General features: G+C 50.7%; 11 protein-coding genes. 8 read left to right on the forward strand and 3 right to left on the reverse strand.

Annotation, left to right across the window (positions count from 1 at the left end; translation table 11 throughout):
• Positions 1-85 precede the first annotated feature (85 nt).
• Positions 86-592 (reverse strand): thiol peroxidase, encoded by a 507-nt coding sequence (tpx, locus tag OH31_RS06130; RefSeq protein ID WP_024930037.1) that lies wholly within the window; start codon positions 590-592, stop codon positions 86-88.
• A 183-nt stretch (positions 593-775) separates the two neighbouring features.
• On the opposite strand from tpx, the gene dnaE reads away from it, so the two are divergent.
• From dnaE to OH31_RS06170, 8 genes are all read left to right on the forward strand, one after another.
• A complete protein-coding gene (gene dnaE, locus OH31_RS06135; RefSeq protein WP_024930038.1) occupies positions 776-4,255 on the forward strand; it encodes a DNA polymerase III subunit alpha in 3,480 nt (1,159 codons plus the stop codon).
• Positions 4,256-4,289: 34 nt separating this feature from the next.
• The gene (locus OH31_RS06140; protein WP_024930039.1) at positions 4,290-5,285 is read left to right on the forward strand and encodes an acetyl-CoA carboxylase carboxyltransferase subunit alpha; all 996 of its coding nucleotides are present in this window, start codon (positions 4,290-4,292) and stop codon (positions 5,283-5,285) included.
• 1 nt (position 5,286) lies between these two features.
• Positions 5,287-6,735 carry a tRNA lysidine(34) synthetase TilS gene (tilS, locus tag OH31_RS06145; RefSeq protein WP_024930040.1) on the forward strand — a complete coding sequence of 483 codons (1,449 nt, stop codon included), beginning with the start codon at positions 5,287-5,289 and terminating at the stop codon, positions 6,733-6,735.
• 211 nt (positions 6,736-6,946) lie between these two features.
• Positions 6,947-9,349 (forward strand): TonB-dependent receptor, encoded by a 2,403-nt coding sequence (locus OH31_RS06150; protein WP_024930041.1) that lies wholly within the window; start codon positions 6,947-6,949, stop codon positions 9,347-9,349.
• A gap of 23 nt (positions 9,350-9,372) precedes the next feature.
• Positions 9,373-10,788: a sigma-54 dependent transcriptional regulator gene (locus OH31_RS06155; protein ID WP_019882208.1), complete on the forward strand. Its 1,416-nt coding sequence runs from the start codon at positions 9,373-9,375 to the stop codon at positions 10,786-10,788.
• Between the two features lie 141 nt (positions 10,789-10,929).
• Positions 10,930-11,499, forward strand: a complete 570-nt coding sequence (locus OH31_RS06160; protein WP_232411379.1) for a PEP-CTERM sorting domain-containing protein — start codon at positions 10,930-10,932, stop codon at positions 11,497-11,499.
• 154 nt (positions 11,500-11,653) lie between these two features.
• The gene (purT, locus tag OH31_RS06165; RefSeq protein ID WP_024930042.1) at positions 11,654-12,850 is read left to right on the forward strand and encodes a formate-dependent phosphoribosylglycinamide formyltransferase; all 1,197 of its coding nucleotides are present in this window, start codon (positions 11,654-11,656) and stop codon (positions 12,848-12,850) included.
• A 4-nt stretch (positions 12,851-12,854) separates the two neighbouring features.
• A complete protein-coding gene (locus tag OH31_RS06170) occupies positions 12,855-13,280 on the forward strand; it encodes a group II truncated hemoglobin (protein ID WP_019882211.1) in 426 nt (141 codons plus the stop codon).
• 76 nt (positions 13,281-13,356) lie between these two features.
• Here the strand turns inward: OH31_RS06170 and OH31_RS06175 are convergent, their stop codons facing one another.
• Positions 13,357-14,793, reverse strand: a complete 1,437-nt coding sequence (locus OH31_RS06175) for a DEAD/DEAH box helicase (protein WP_024930043.1) — start codon at positions 14,791-14,793, stop codon at positions 13,357-13,359.
• 9 nt (positions 14,794-14,802) lie between these two features.
• Positions 14,803-16,368 carry a DEAD/DEAH box helicase gene (locus tag OH31_RS06180; RefSeq protein WP_019882213.1) on the reverse strand — a complete coding sequence of 522 codons (1,566 nt, stop codon included), beginning with the start codon at positions 16,366-16,368 and terminating at the stop codon, positions 14,803-14,805.
• Positions 16,369-16,707: the final 339 nt, after the last annotated feature.

A 16,707-nucleotide genomic window follows, 5' to 3' on the forward strand; every position in this document is an offset into this window, starting at 1 on the left:
CTTCTCCAAAACATGATGAATGAGTGTTAAACGAGCACTTTAACTTGTCAGCCAATGTCAATCAACCACATAAAAAGTAAGGGAATCATTTTTGCAGGGCAGCCAGGGCAGCATCGTAGTCGGGCTCACTGGTTAATTCTTTGACCAGTTCCACATGCAATACGCGGTCATCTTCGTCAGCGACCATCAGCACACGCGCAGGTAATCCGGCCAGTTTGCTGGTCATCATCAGCACACCGTAGTTCTTAAGCATGTCACGGCCACGCATGGTGGATAAATGAATGCCTGCAGACAGATTTTCTGCGCTGCAGAAACGTGTCATGGTGAAGGGTAAATCAGGCGAGATGTGCAGAATGACGGTATTCTCCAGGCTTGCTCCGATGCCGTCCAGCCTGCGTACGCTATTGGCGCTGGTAGAGGTGTCTATGCCTGGGAAAAAATGCAGGATTTTACGCTGGCCACGAAAGGTGTCTAATGAAACATCTTCCAGCGCATGGTTCACCAGTTGAAAGAACGGCAGGGTTTGGCCAAGTCTGGGCAAGTCATCCTCAACCAGTATCGGGTCATCCAGTAAAGCGGTGGCATTAGGCATGATCAGTCATCTATTCACGAAAACGCCTGACATCATAGAGCATTATGCCTGGCGAATTAAATTTTTTATTGTTTGCGCTGCCAGAGTCGTCTCCTTTCCTTCGTGGGAATTTTAACGCTGTCAACCAGATTATTTGCACCCATCATAGGTACAAAAAAGTGTGTTGGCGGTTAAAATAAAGCCATGGAAGCGTCTGAAATTCCCACCATTCAACCAGCATTTATTCATCTGCGCTGTCACAGTGAGTATTCCATTGTGGATGGCACAGTGCGCATTGACGACTATGTCAAAGCCGCCAAAAACGATGCGATGCCCGCTATCGCACTGACTGATCTCTCCAATCTGTTTGGCGCAGTCAAATTCTATAAAGCTGCTCGTGGTAAAGGCTTGAAGCCTGTGCTTGGTTGCGATGTCTGGATTGAAAATACGGTACAGCGCGATCAACCGCAGCGCTTGCTATTACTGGTGCAGAATCAGCAAGGCTATCGCCATTTATGCGAATTACTATCCCGTGCTTATCTCGAAAACCAGTATCGCGAACGCGCAGAAATCAAGGCCGAGTGGCTGGTGGAGAAAAATGCCGGCTTGTTAGTGCTTTCAGGTTTCGCGGCAGGCGATGTTGGACTCGCCTTGCAGGCAGGCAATCAGGCAGTGGCTTTGCAATATGCGCAGCAATGGGCGCAGGTATTTGCTGGTCGTTATTATCTTGAAGTGCAGCGCGTGCATGAAGCTGGCACGCCCGAAGGCTACGCGCAAGAGCAACTGATACAGCAAACCGTGCTGGTGGCGCAGCAACTGGATCTGCCGGTGGTAGCGACGCACCCGGTGCAATTTCAAACCGCAGACGACTATATGGCGCATGAGGCGCGTACCTGTATTGCTGAAGGCTATGTGCTGGCCGATAAACGGCGTCCACGCAAGTTTGTCGCGACCCAATATGTGAAAACGCAGGCCGAGATGCAGGCCCTGTTTGCCGATATGCCATTGGCGTTACAGAACTCGGTGGAGATTGCCAAGCGTTGCAACCTAGCGCTGACACTGGGTAAAAACTATTTGCCAGACTTTCCGACGCCGAATGGCGAAAGCCTGGATGCGTACCTGGTAGACCAGTCAAAACTGGGGCTGGAGCACCGCCTGGCTTATTTATATCCGGATGAACAGCAGCGCGAAGCCAAGCGCCAGGAATACGAAGACCGCTTGCAGTTCGAGTGCAACATCATTGTGCAGATGGGCTTCCCTGGCTACTTCCTCATCGTGGCTGATTTTATTAACTGGGCCAAAAATAATGGCGTGCCGGTTGGGCCGGGTCGGGGCTCAGGTGCGGGCTCGCTGGTTGCTTACAGCCTGGGGATTACCGATCTGGATCCGCTCAAATACAACTTGCTGTTTGAGCGTTTTCTCAACCCTGAGCGGGTCTCCATGCCCGACTTCGATATTGACTTCTGTATGGAAGGACGAGATCGCGTCATCGATTACGTCAAGCATAAATATGGCTTGGCATCGGTGTCGCAGATCGCCACCTTCGGTACCATGGCGGCCAAAGCGGTGATCCGCGATGTGGGCCGCGTGCTGGATTTACCGTTTAACTTCGTCGATGGCATCGCTAAGCTGATCCCGCTGGAGTTAGGCATTACGCTGGAATCGGCGCTGGAAAAAGAGCCGCAGTTACAAGAGCGCCGCGAAAAAGAGGAAGAAGTCGCAGAATTACTTTCCTTGGCGCTCCGCCTTGAGGGCTTGGTGCGTAATATCGGTATGCACGCCGGTGGCGTCTTGATTGCCCCAGGCAAGATTTCTGATTTTTCACCGGTGTATTGTCAGCCGAATGGTGATAGCCTGGTCAGTCAATACGATAAAGACGATGTGGAGGCCGTTGGCCTGGTTAAGTTCGACTTTTTGGGCTTACGTACGCTGACCATTCTCAATATGGCACTGGAAAATGCCAATGCCCAGCGCGCGCAAGAAGAGTTGCCACCGCTGAGTTTCGAGACCATCCCGCTAGACGATAAACGCAGTTACCATTTGCTGAAAACGGCCAATACCACCGCGGTATTCCAGCTGGAATCGCGCGGCATGAAAGACATGCTCAAACAGGCCAAGCCGGACTTGTTTGAGGATATTATTGCCCTGGTAGCTTTGTATCGACCGGGTCCTATGGACCTGATTCCTGACTTCTGCCGCCGTAAACATGGTACGCAGCGTGTGGAGTATCCGCATGCGTCCACCGAGTCTATCCTGAAAGAAACCTACGGCATTGCGGTGTATCAGGAGCAGGTGATGCAGATTGCGCAGGTGGTGGCCGGTTATAGCCTGGGTGGCGCTGACTTGCTGCGGCGCGCCATGGGTAAGAAAAAACCTGAAGAAATGGTGCAACAGCGCGAAATTTTCAACGAAGGCGCGCAGAAAAATGGCTTAACCCTGCAGCAGTCTAACGATCTGTTCGACTTGCTGGAAAAATTTGCCGGCTATGGCTTTAACAAGTCACACGCGGCGGCCTATGCGCTGGTTGCTTATCATACCGCTTACCTTAAAGCGCATTATCCGGCTGCATTCTTGGCGGCAACCATGTCGGCCGATATGAACAACACCGATAACGTGCATACGTTTTTCGATGACTGCGGGGCTAACCATGTCGATGTGCTGCCGCCGGATGTGAACGCCAGTATTTACCAGTTTAAGCCGCTGAGTGCGCAGCAAGTATTGTATGGGCTGGGTGCCATTAAAGGCACTGGTTTGGCGGCGATCGAGCTGATCATGGCCTCACGTCAGGCACAAGGGCCATTCAAGGATATCTTTGATTTTTGCCAGCGTTTGGATCTGCGCAAAGTCAATCGCCGGGTAATTGAATCACTGATTCGCGCCGGGGCTTTCGACAAGCTGGAGCAGAATCGGGCCGCGTTACTGGCCGGGCTGGATACGGCGATTAGTGTCGCCGAACAAAGTGCGGCGCATGCCGGGCAGGATTGCTTGTTTGGCGGCGTGGTTGAAACCCGTCACGCTTTGCCTGGTATCGCACCCTGGAGCCCAGAACAGGCATTGATAGAAGAGAAAACGGCGCTTGGTTTTTACCTGAGTGGCCACCCGTATTTGAGCTATAAACCACAATTAGGGCCGTTTATTAAAGGCAATCTCAGCGAACTGGCACCGCAGGATCAGCCCAAATTACTGGCGGGTGTGGTGATGGGCGTGCGCGTGCGTATGACCCAGCGCGGCAAGATGGCGATCGTCACGCTGGATGATGCTGTGGGTAGGGTGGATGTGGTGGTTGGCTCAGAGCTGCTCATGCAACACGCACAATGGATTAAAGATGACCAATTGCTGGTGGTGGAAGGCCGCATCAGCAATGATGAGTTCTCAGGCGGTATTCGTGTCAGCGCCAGAAAACTCTATGACCTGGCGGCCGTGCGCAACCGCTTTGCGCAAATGCTCACCCTGAATTGCAATGGCACTTCTGATGTGCAAAGGTTGATGAATGTGCTGACGCCTTACCGTTACGCGGGCGAAGAGCAAAAGCGCTGCCCGATCAAGGTGGACTACCATAACCAGTCGGCGCAAGTGAGCCTGATGCTGAGCGATGACTGGCAAGTCGTGCTGCATGACGACCTGTTGCAGAATTTGCAGGGCTGGTTGTCAAAAGAAAACGTCAAAATCCTTTATAATGCCTAAACTTTTTTTCTAAGAATTCACACTGGAATTCATTATGAGTGCAAAACGTCTCACGCCTAGTAAACTGACTTATCTCGATTTCGAGCAGCCCATTGCTGCCCTCGAAAAGCGTATTGAAGCTTTGCAAGTTTCACACGATGAACATGACTCGCTGGATATTTCCAAAGAGTTGGACTTGCTGCAAAAGAAAAATACCAAGCTGCTGCAAGATACTTACCAAAACCTGAGTGCCTGGCAAATTTCCCAGGTGGCGCGTCATCCACAACGTCCTTACACTATTGATTACATCAGCGCCTTGTTTACTGACTTTCAAGAGCTGCACGGTGACCGTGCCTTTGCTGATGATCCGGCGATTGTCGGTGGCATTGCCCGTTTCAAAGGCATTCCTGTCATGGTCATGGGCCACCAAAAAGGCCGTGATATCAAAGAGCGTCAATACCGCAACTTTGGTATGCCGCGTCCTGAGGGCTATCGTAAAGCCTTGCGCTTATTCCGCCTGGCCGAAAAATTCCATCTGCCAATTATTACCTTTATCGATACCCCGGGCGCTTATCCTGGTATCGGTGCCGAAGAGCGGGGCCAATCCGAAGCGATTGCACGTAACCTGTATGTGATGGCTGAACTCAAAACACCGATTATCGGCGTAGTCATCGGCGAGGGCGGTTCAGGTGGCGCGCTGGCGTTGGGCGTCGTGGATCATTTGAACATGCTGCAATATTCGACTTATTCAGTCATCTCGCCTGAAGGCTGTGCTTCTATTTTGTGGAAGAGTGCGAGCAGGGCACCTGACGCTGCTGAAACCTTGGGCATCACTGCAGATCGCCTGAAATCCCTGGGCCTGGTCGATAATATTATCAGTGAACCATTGGGCGGCGCCCATCGTAACTACGAAGAAGTGATGGAGCGTATTGGCCAGGCCATTGGTCAGCAACTCAAAACGTTACAAGCTAAAAAAGTACCGCAATTGCTGGAGTCGCGTTACCAGCGTTTGATGAGTTACGGTAAATTTAAAACCAGCAGTGAAAAATAGCATGTCTTTACTATCTCAGTTAGAAAATGTCATTAAGACCTTTCTGGCTGGGGAGTCTGCCCCGCATTCTCAGCCACCCCATTTATTGCTTGCGCTTAGTGGTGGTGTAGATTCCATTGTGCTGCTGCACACCTTGTCACAACTGACGACCCCGTTATCGTTTACCTTGTCTGCCATGCATGTACACCATGGCCTCAGCCCGCATGCTGACAGCTGGCTACTGATGTGCGAACAGCTGTGTGCTGATAACAACATCCCTTTTTATAGTGAAAAAGTGCATGTTGATTTGCAAAGCGGCTTGGGCGTTGAGGCCGCTGCACGCGACGCGCGTTACCAGGCATTAGAGCGAGTACGCAAGCAATTGGCCGCGGATGCGATTGTGACGGCCCATCACATGCAAGATCAGGCAGAAACCTTATTGTTGCAGCTGATGCGTGGTGCGGGGGTAAAAGGCCTCAGCGCCATGAGCCATTGGGATGCTGAGCGTTATTTGCTCAGGCCGCTGTTAACAGTGCCCAAGGCTGAGCTACTGCAATATGCGACGGCCCAACAGCTAAAATGTGTAGAAGACGAAAGCAATGCCGACATTAGCTATGACCGCAACTTTATGCGCCAAAAAGCCATGCCTGTATTGCGTGAGCGCTACCCGCAACTGGATAGCGCCTTGCTGCGTAGTGCCAGTCATCTTGCAGATGCCCAAATTTTACTAGACACGCTCGCGCAGCAAGACTTGCTGCAATGCGATGTGCGGGAGGAGTGGCTGGGACAGTCGATCGCTATCCCGCATCTGCACACGCTGGGCGACGTGCGTGCAAAAAACCTGTTGCGCTTCTGGTTTCAGCAACGCCAACTGCGTATGCCGAATACAGAACAATTGCACGATTACTGGAAGCAGCTTTCCTCAGTGAAGCCGCACCGTTATTTACATTTGCCCTTACAAGGCCAGGCTGCCGATCATCGCGCTTATCTGCATCATTATCAGCAGCGCCTGTATTGTGTCGCCAAACCGGCCGCATTGCCGCAAACGCCGCTCGTCTGGCAGGGCCATCAAACGCAAATCTGGGGCGACTGGCAGGTACAATTCAAAGTCAGCAAAGGGCGTGGAATTGCCCTCGCCAGGCTTGGGATTGCTCCTGCAGCCATTACGCTGAACAAGCGTTATGGCCAGCCGATTCCATTGCCAGAGGGGCTGGCGCTGTTGGTGTCACCCAGAATGGGCGGTGAAGCGTTGCAGCGCGATGCTAAACGTCCAAGACGTGAATTAAAAGTGATTTTTCAAATGCTGGGGATTCCACCCTGGCAACGTGCTTTTTACCCCGTGGTTCAAGTAACCACTACTCAGCCTAGCACATCACAAACGCTGGTTGCTCTCGCTGCCATTGCAGTCGATGAAGCCTGGCGCCCTGGCCGTAATGCTTACGGTCTCGAAATCTTCCTTCAGCCTCGCTAAATTAAAATTGGTTGTAATAAACCAATTTAAACCATAAAATTGGTTGTAATGAACCATTTTAATGGTTTATATCCACCAAGAACCCCCTATTTAATTGATTTAAATGATCTTTTTTCAGTGGGCATAAACGGAACAGTTATTGCTCTTAATAAGTACTTTTAAGTAAAAAGTTATTCAATAAAAGTATTCTCGGGAAAAAGGATCATTCGTTATGAATAAAAATACTATCAAGCCATTGCTGCTCGCGATTGTGTCTGCCTATGCAGCGCAGGCGATGGCAGTGCATGCTGAAGACGTTAAGTTGGAGAAGGTTGAAATTGTGGGGACGACACCGCTGCCTGGCGTGGGTTTGCCACTGGAAAAAGTACCTGCGAACGTGCAGTCAGCCAAGGGTAAGGAAATTGTGAATCAGCACAGCAATACGATCGCTGATTTTATGAATAACAATATGGTGGGGGTGAGCGTGAATGAGTCACAGAACAACCCGTTTCAACCTGATGTGTTATTCCGTGGTTTTACGGCGTCTCCTTTGTTAGGAACGCCACAAGGGTTGTCTGTGTTTGTTGATGGTGTGCGGGTTAACGAGCCTTTTGGTGACGTGGTCAACTGGGATTTGATCCCGGTGAATGCGATCGCAAACATGAATTTGATTCCGGGCTCCAACCCCGTATATGGTTTGAACACACTGGGTGGTGCTTTGTCTGTGACGACCAAAAACGGTCGTACCCATAAGGGTGGCGCCATTGAGTCAAGCTTTGGCTCATGGGGACGCAAGAATACCTCTGCCGAATTTGGTGGAGTGTCAGAAGATAACTCTGTTGATTACTTTATCTCAGGCAATTATTTTGACGAAGATGGCTGGCGTGATTACTCGCCAAGCACGGTGAAGCAACTGTTTGGCAAGGTGGGCTGGCAAAATGAGACCACGCGCCTGGAGTTGAGCTACACCGGTGCTGATAACAATATGATTGGTAATGGATTGGTTCAAAAAGAGCTGATTCAGGATTTTGGCCGTAGCGCCATCAATACGCGTCCAGATCAAACCAAAAACAGCATGAATTTCTTGAATTTGAACGGTAGTCATTGGTTTAATGATGACGTGCAATTGACGGGTAATGTTTATTTCCGTCAATCCAACCGTAAAACCCTGAACGGGGATGTCAATGATGATTTTAACGGCTCAGGAGCTCTGGATCTGAATGCGGATGGTGAAATCGATAGTGCAGAACTGGCGACAGCGCTTGCTGATTGCCAGGCAGGCAACAACTCTGAAGAAAACTGTTCAGGGGCTTTGAATCGTAGTAATACGCGTCAAAGAGGCCATGGTTTTAATACTCAGTTGACCTTTAACCAACCACTGTTTGAAAAGAAAAACCAGTTAATTGTTGGCGGTGGCTATGATTTTTCAAAAATCAAGTTTTCGCAGTCTACCGAATATGGCTTGATTAACGCCTCACGTGGTGTAGATGCACTGGGTGAGTTGAGTGACGAAGCGGCAGTGAAACTGAATGGCAGAACCACCAGTTGGGGTGCATTTGTCACGGATACTTTGTCCTTGACCGATCAATGGCATTTAACCATGTCTGGCCGCTACAACCATATCAAGGTTGAAAACCGTGACCGCCTGATTCCAGATGTGACTGACCCGGAAACATTGTCTGGCGATCATAGCTTTAACCGACTCAACCCGGCGGTTGGCCTGAACTTTACGCCAACACAAGCGTTGACCATGTATGGTAGCTATAACGAAGGTATGCGCGCGCCAACCTCTATGGAGTTGGGTTGCGCAAACCCGGCTGTACCATGCAAGTTGCCGAATGCGATGGCAGGGGATCCGCCGCTGAAAAAAGTGGTGGCTAAAACCTTTGAAGTCGGTGCCCGTGGCCAGTTAACTGACAATATTCGCTGGTCTACCGCGGTCTACCGCACTGAGAACCACGACGATATTCAGTTTATTGCCACCAATGCCACCAATGGCATGGGCTATTTTGACAACGTTGGTAAAACCCGCCGCGTTGGCCTCGATGCCGGTTTAAATGGCGTGACAGGTGATTTGTCATGGAATGTTGGCTACAGCTTTGTGCGGGCGACTTACCAAACACCTTTTGAAATCACCAATGAAGTGAACTCGTCTTCTGATGGTACCGCTATCCAGGTGGGTAAAGGTGATCGACTGCCTAACTTGCCTGAGCATGCCTTGAAATTGCGTTTGCAATATCAAGTGACGTCACAATGGACGGTAGGCAGCAACATCAATACCTACTCAGACGTGTATGTACGTGGTAACGAGAACAACAAACATCGCGCCAATGATGGGGATGATGAGCACGTGCAGGACTCTGGCAAAGTGGGTGGCTTCACCATCGTCAACATTGATACTCGTTATCGCTTTGGTAACAGTGGCTGGCAGTTCTTTGCTAAAGCCATCAATATTTTTGACAAAGAATATGCGACAGGTGGCTTGTTGGGCGAAAACTGGATTGAGGGCGGTCAGTTCTCAGGCAATGAAGAACCTTCTAAATTGCTGATGATCGGTGCACCTCGCGCTGGCTGGCTGGGCTTCCGTTATGAATTTGGTGCCAAACCATCATTAGCCAGTTACGACCGTGACTAAATAATAATAACTAAGGACGAAGCGTGCTTTCACAAATTTCATCATCTACGGATAAATCGGTTTTTTTACCATTCAAGAAAAAAATCTTGTTGGTAGAAGACGAAGTGCTGTTTGCCAAGGCGGTGGTTAAACGCTTACAAAAAGCCGGATTTGAGTGTGAGCACGCAGAGTCTTTGCATGATGCCAGATTGCTGGTGAAACAGTTTGAACCGGATATGGCGCTGCTGGATATGCGCCTGCCCGATGGCAATGGCCTGGATTTGTTATCAGACTTTGTCGCCAAGAATATCAATACCATCGTCATGACCGCTTTTGGCGATGTGACTGATGCGGTCAATGCGATCAAAATGGGTGCGATAGACTACTTGAAAAAGCCTATCGACCTTGAAGAATTACTGCTCATTATTCAAAAGAATGAGAAAACCACCGATTTGCAAACCAGCCTGGACTACTCCAGACAACGCGATACTATCGTCAATGAGTCTGTGCAGCTGATTGGTGAGAGTGCTGCCATGCAAAGCGTGCGGCAGCAGATTACCCGTATTGCGCAGTTGAGCGCGCTGAGTGACGCTGTTCAGCCAACGGTGTTGATTACCGGCGAAACTGGTACCGGAAAAGATGTAGTCGCGCGCTACTTGCACGCCAGTTGTGCCAATCATGACAAACCGTTTGTGCATGTCGATTGTGCTTCATTGCCAGCCGAGCTGATTGAAAGCGAGTTGTTTGGCCATGAGAAGGGCGCATTTACCAATGCCGTGGCTTCACGTCCGGGCTTGATTGAGTCTGCCGAAGATGGCACCTTGTTTCTGGATGAAATCGGTGAGTTGCCCTTGGGCTTACAGGCCAAGTTGCTGAATGTGCTGGAGCGCAGAATGGTGCGACGCCTGGGTTCAACCAAAGAGCGCCCGGTACAGGCGCGTATTATTGCGGCCACCAATCGTGATTTGTACCAGATGTCCAGTGAAGGACGTTTCCGCTCTGACCTCTATTACCGTTTAAACGTCATCACCATGCAGATGCCGCCGCTGCGTGACCGTGGCCAGGATGTGTTGCTGCTGGCAAATTACTTCAGGCAGATGACCGAGAAGCGCTATGCATTGCCACATCATGAATTTAGCGCGATGGCATTAATGGCGATACAAGGCTATCACTGGCCTGGTAATGTGCGTGAAATGCGTCATCAGATCAGTCGTGCCGTGTTGATGTGTACGCAGGCGATGATTTCAGAGCATGACTTGGGCCTGCCGCAGATGGCGGCAGTCAATACAAACTCGTCAACGCAAGGCGAGGCACAAGTCACGCTGGATGATGCGGAAAAAGCCATGCTGTTGAATGCGCTGGAACAGTCACGCCACAATGTTTCCAAAGCGGCCAGATTGTTGGGCATTACCAGAATGACCATGCGCTATCGCATGGACAAGCATGGTATCTCAGTATAAATAAGCATCCGCCTCCATCGCAGAATCCTTTTTGCTCAATGACTTAGTTGTCATGGCCCGGTTTTGATGGGCTATTGACAACGCTCAGGATTGAGCATAACGTCATTAAACATTTCTATAATATTTGATGAGGAGCGGGGTATGTCAGTCAGTCGATTATGTAGTGCATTGTTGCTCGCATTAACAGTTAGTCATCAGGCGTATGCAGCCACTTACAATGTGGATGCTTATGACAACAGTATTGCTCAAGGTGTAGGCAGTGGCCTGGATACGATTACGCTGAACGCAGGCGATGTGTTCAATATTTCTGTAAGTGTCGATGATTTGTGGAGTGCTGGCGCATTGCCAAGATTTTCTACTGCCGATGGCTTAAATGGTAATTTGTATGCCACGGCAACGGATGATTCCGGTGAGGCGGTGGGTACGTTGATCGGAATTAACTATGGCCCAGTGACGATGGATGGTTTTACAGCCAATTTCGGCCAGCTGGTTGGCCGCATCGGCAGTACTTATATCGCGCTAGGCACCAGTTATAGTGGCGTTGCGGCTGAGAGTGGTGTACTAAAGTTGTATTACTGGGATTCAAATTTCGGCGACAATGCCGGCAAGATTGCGGTCAATGTGACGACTGTGCCTGAGCCTGAAAATGCCGCCATGTTGTTTGCCGGTTTGGCGGCGATCAGCCTATTAGCGAAACGTAAGTCGCGTTAATGGCATGTTACTGTATTTAAAACCTCGCTTTAGCGAGGTTTTTTGTTATTGGCCTGGGCTTTGCCGCGTGGTTGTCTTGTGACATAAATCAATCCTGATCGGGCGCCAGCGAAATCGCCCATGGTATCATTGCACTTTTACAGTGGAGCTGAAAATGATTGGTACCCCGTTGAGCGCAAATGCGACCAAAGTCATGTTGTTAGGCAGTGGTGAGCTTGGTAAAGAGGTGATTATTGCCTTGCAGCGTTTGGGGGTGGAAGTCATTGCGGTGGATCGTTATGCGCATGCACCGGGACACCAGGTTGCGCATCATGCTTACGCCATTGACATGACGGATGCCACGGCTTTAAAAGCCCTGGTGAATCAGGTAAAGCCACATTATATTGTGCCTGAAATCGAGGCATTGAATACGCAAGCATTGGCTGAAATCGAAGCGACGGGTGTGACCGTGGTGCCTACGGTGCGTGCGGTGCAATTGACCATGAACCGTGAAGGTATCCGTCGACTGGCGGCTGAAGAATTAGGTTTGCCAACGTCGCCGTACGCTTTTGCACGCTCAGAAGCCGAGCTACAGGCCGCGATTGACGGCGGTATTGGCTATCCGTGTTTTATCAAACCCACCATGTCTTCATCAGGCAAAGGCCAGTCTCGTATTACGCAAGCGTCTGAGGTGAAAACTGCCTGGGAATATGCCGCCAGTGGCGGCCGCGTGAATCAGGGCGTGGTGATTGTAGAAGGCCAGATTGACTTTGATTATGAAATCACCTTGTTAACGGTGCGGGCTAAAAATGTATCTGGCCAGATTGAAACACACTTCTGTGCGCCGATTGGTCATGTGCAGAAGCAGGGCGATTATGTAGAAAGCTGGCAGCCACAAGCCATGCATCCGCAAGCGTTAAAAAATGCACAAGACGTTGCCAAAAAAGTGACCGATGCTTTGGGCGGACAAGGCCTGTTTGGCGTCGAGTTGTTTGTCAAAGGGGAGCAGGTCTGGTTCTCTGAGGTTAGCCCGCGCCCGCATGACACGGGGATGGTGACCATGTGTACGCAACGCCTGAATGAATTTGAATTGCATGCACGTGCGATTTTAGGCTTGCCGGTAGATGTGGCGCAGCGCGAAGCTGGGGCCAGCGCCGTGATTTATGGCGGTGCAGATGCACAGGCACTTGAGTATCATGGCCTGGAAGCTGCGATGTCTGTGCCCAATAGTGAAGTTCGCCTGTTTGGCAAACCGGAGTCATTTGTGCGCCGCCGCATGGGGGTTGCGCTGGCAACAGCAGACAATACCGAAGCGGCGCGTGAATTGGCCAAGCAAGCGGCTGCTCTGGTGACGCCAAAAGTCGCAGGCTAATAGCATGGCATTAGAGATACAAGAGCCTAATGCGGCCAAACAATCTTTGTTTGAATGGCTGGGCGGGGCTGAAAAGGGCGCTGAAACCATACGCAACCTGGTCGAGACCTTTTACGACACCATGGATACAGACCCTAAAGCGGCTGGTTTACGCGCCATTCATCAGCCGGATTTAACCGAGGCCAGAGAGAAGCTGTTTATGTTTTTAATGGGCTGGACCGGCGGCCCGCAGTTATATATTGAGCGCTATGGCCATCCGCGCTTGCGGGCGCGGCATATGCCATTCCCGATTGACGAGTCGGCGCGTGATCAGTGGATGTACTGCATGATTAAAGCCATGCATACGCTGCAGTTTGAAGAGTCGCTCATGAAGCATATTGCCAACCAGCTCTACGGCGTGGCAGACTTTATGCGTAATCGCGAAGGCTAGCGGCCTTGATCGCCTCATCGTTATATTGCTTGCGCATTTCGTTGCACAATAAAAAAGCCCCGCGAACGGGGCTTTTTTACGACTGGGCGCTGATTGCTTCTACGACTTCAGCCTGGGCAATGTCGCTAGCCTGGGCTTTCTGCCGCGGTTTATTCCCTGTGCCGCGCTTGGCCTGATTGCGTGTCTGCGGTGTGGCCTTAAAACCAAAGCCTCCTAGCAGGGCTGCAACGACTTTACGCTTGGCAGTAGAGGGCTTGGCTGGCACTTCTTTTGGTGCTGCCGCTGCCGCAGGTTGATAAGGTTGCTGGAACCAGCCTTCGTCTGCGCTTGTGGCTTTTGACGTGCGTGGTCGGCTAGCGGTGTTGATCGTGGCTTTTTCTTTTGGAATCTGCTTTTTAATCAACTTCTCGATGTCGTCGAAGTATTTGGTTTCATCTTCGTCGATCAGCGAGATGGCAATCCCTTTGGCGCCTGCGCGGCCGGTACGACCAATCCGGTGCACATAGTCTTCCGGTGCAGTCGAGATTTCATAGTTAACCACCAGTGGCAAGTCACTGATATCCAGTCCGCGTGCCGCCACATCGGTGGCAACCAGCGCGTGAATAGTGCCTGCTTTAAACGCGTCCAGGGCTTCAATACGTTCTTTTTGGGACTTGTCGCCATGAATCGCACTGCATGGAATCTGGTCACGTTCCAGCGCACGCGCCAGCTTGCTGGCCGAGAGCTTGGTTTTCGTGAATACAATCACTTGCTGGTTGGCGTATTGCTTGAGTAGCTGCACCAGGAAGCGCTGTTTCTGGTCGCTATTCACCAGATACGCTTTTTGCTCGACATTGTCATTGGTCGCATTGCTGCGCGCCACTTCGATCAAGGTCGGGTTGTTCAAAAAGGCATCCGCCAGTTTTTTTATTTCATCAGAAAAAGTCGCTGAGAACATCAGGTTCTGACGCTGTTTAGGCAGCAATGCCAGAATGCGTTTCAAGTCAGGCATAAAGCCCATGTCCAGCATGCGATCTGCTTCGTCCAGCACCAGAAACTGCACCTGGCTCAAAGACAAGGTTTTTTGCTCAACATGGTCCAGCAAGCGGCCAGGTGTGGCCACCAAAATTTCCACGCCTGTTTTCAGGATAGGCGTTTGTGTTTTGATATCCACGCCGCCATACACCACCAGGCTACGCAAATGCGTGTGTTTGGCGTAGGTTTTGATGTTGTCATAGACCTGTATCGCTAATTCACGCGTAGGGGCCAATACCAGCGCCCGGATAGGGTGCTTGGCAGGCGAAGTACTGCTGCTGGAAAGCGGCAGCAGGGTATGCAAAATCGGCAAAGAAAACGCTGCCGTTTTGCCGGTACCCGTTTGCGCACCTGCCATCAAGTCCATACGCTGTAAAGCCAGCGGTATGGCCTGCGCTTGAATCGGCGTTGGTGTGGTATAGCCAGACTCATCAATCGCTTTTAACAGCGGCTCGGCCAGGCCGAGCGCACGAAAATCTACTGTGGTTTGCTCAGACATAGGCGAGTCTTAGGCAAATGAACGTGGGCGTTTGGCACCACCATTGTCGCCAAATGACTTGCCTGCCGGACGTGGTTTGTTATTGCCACGGCTACCGTTAGGGTTGCCAAAACGCTCCTGGTTGTTGCCTGCCGGACGTGGACGGCGTTGACCAAATTCGTCAGCCAATGCGCGTGCAAACTGGAAGTCGGTATCTTTATTATAGTGCTTGCTGTTACCGTTGACTTCTTTGTCCTGTTTTGGCTCGGTTGTGCGTGGTGCGCGTGGCTTGTTGGCCTGTGCATCGCGATTGTTCTCGCGGTTACCTTCACGGGCGACGCGTTCACCAAATGATTTGTTCTGACCTGGTCTATCGTCACGGCGGAAACCGCCTTTGCCCTGTGGTTTGCCGTTGCGTCTGCCGCCACGTTTGCCATCACCACCATCATCCATACGCGCAGCACGTTTTGGTTCAAAACCTGCAATCACTTCAGCTTGCAGCTTTTGGCCAGTGTATTGCTCAATTTTGCGCAACAGGTGACGGTCAGCGTTAGAGGCAAATGAAATCGCTACGCCAGTGTTGTTGGCGCGGCCGGTACGGCCAATACGGTGTACATAGTCTTCTGCAAATTTCGGCAGGTCATAGTTAATGACGTGTGAGATCCCTTGAACGTCGATACCACGGGCTGCAACATCGGTTGCAACCAGTACTTTCACGTCACCATGGCGCAGTTTGGTCAAAGTGCGGTTACGCGCACCTTGCGTCATGTCACCATGCAGGGCTGCTGTGCTGTGGCCAGCGGCATACAGGTCTTCAGCCAGCAAGTCAGCGTGACGCTTGGTGCTGGTGAAAATAATGGTTTGGTTGACATCTGGTGCAATCAGCAAGTGTTCCAGCAGTTTGTTTTTGTGGTTCATGTCATCCACAAAGTGCAAACGTTGCTCAATGTTGGCGTGTCTTTCTTTCTGGCCTGCCACCTGAATTGTCAGTGGGTCGCGCAAGAAACGTTTGCCGATATCCATAATGCCATCCAGTGTCGCTGAGAACAGCAAGGTTTGGCGCTCGGCAGGCAATGCTTCACAAATGCGCTCAACATCAGGCATAAAGCCCATGTCCAGCATACGATCAGCTTCATCCAGTACCAGCATTTGCAAACGGCTCAAATCAATACGGCCGCGTTCCAGATGATCAATAAAACGGCCTGGCGTTGCAACCAGAATGTCCAGTGGCTGTGACAGCAGTTTATTTTGCAATGGGTAAGGCATGCCACCAACGATGCTGATGCAGCGGGCGCGTAAGAACTTGCCGTATTTACGTGCAGCATCATTCACTTGTGCTGCCAGCTCACGTGTTGGTGTCAGCACCAGGATACGTGGACCGCGGCTGCGAACAGGGTGTTGTGTCGCCAGCAGGTTTAATGCTGGTAGGGTAAAGGCAGCGGTTTTACCAGTGCCGGTTTGGGCAGAGGCCATGATGTCACGGCCTTGCAAAGCTTCAGGAATAGATTGCGCCTGAATAGGTGTTGGGTTTTCATAGCCTGCGTCGGTCAATGCGCGCAAAATGGAGGGGTCGAGATTTAAATCTGCAAAAGACAAGGAATGTCCCTTTCATCAACAATTAAAAAGGGCGCAAGTAAAGCAATAAAGCAAAGCCAATGAAGCAGCATGGCACTCAAGAATGCGAGTGGTGCAATATCAACTAAGCCAAAGCAACATTTAAGATTGGATGCTTTTACCGGCGCTTGGGCATGGCCACTAACCGATAAAAGAAGATGGTGTCATTAAGACTTCATCTAAAGATGATAACCTCAAAATTTCGCGAGTTATCGACAGGTCAGGGCAATGAATTTAAAACAAATGTGGCGGGTCTAGTACCAGCCGTGTTTTAAAGTTGCTCGCAGTATAGCCACTTTATTTTAAAAGTCAAATATTTAA

Origin of the sequence: Methylophilus sp. OH31, from assembly GCF_000576615.1 — a bacterium.
Taxonomy (GTDB): domain Bacteria; phylum Pseudomonadota; class Gammaproteobacteria; order Burkholderiales; family Methylophilaceae; genus Methylophilus.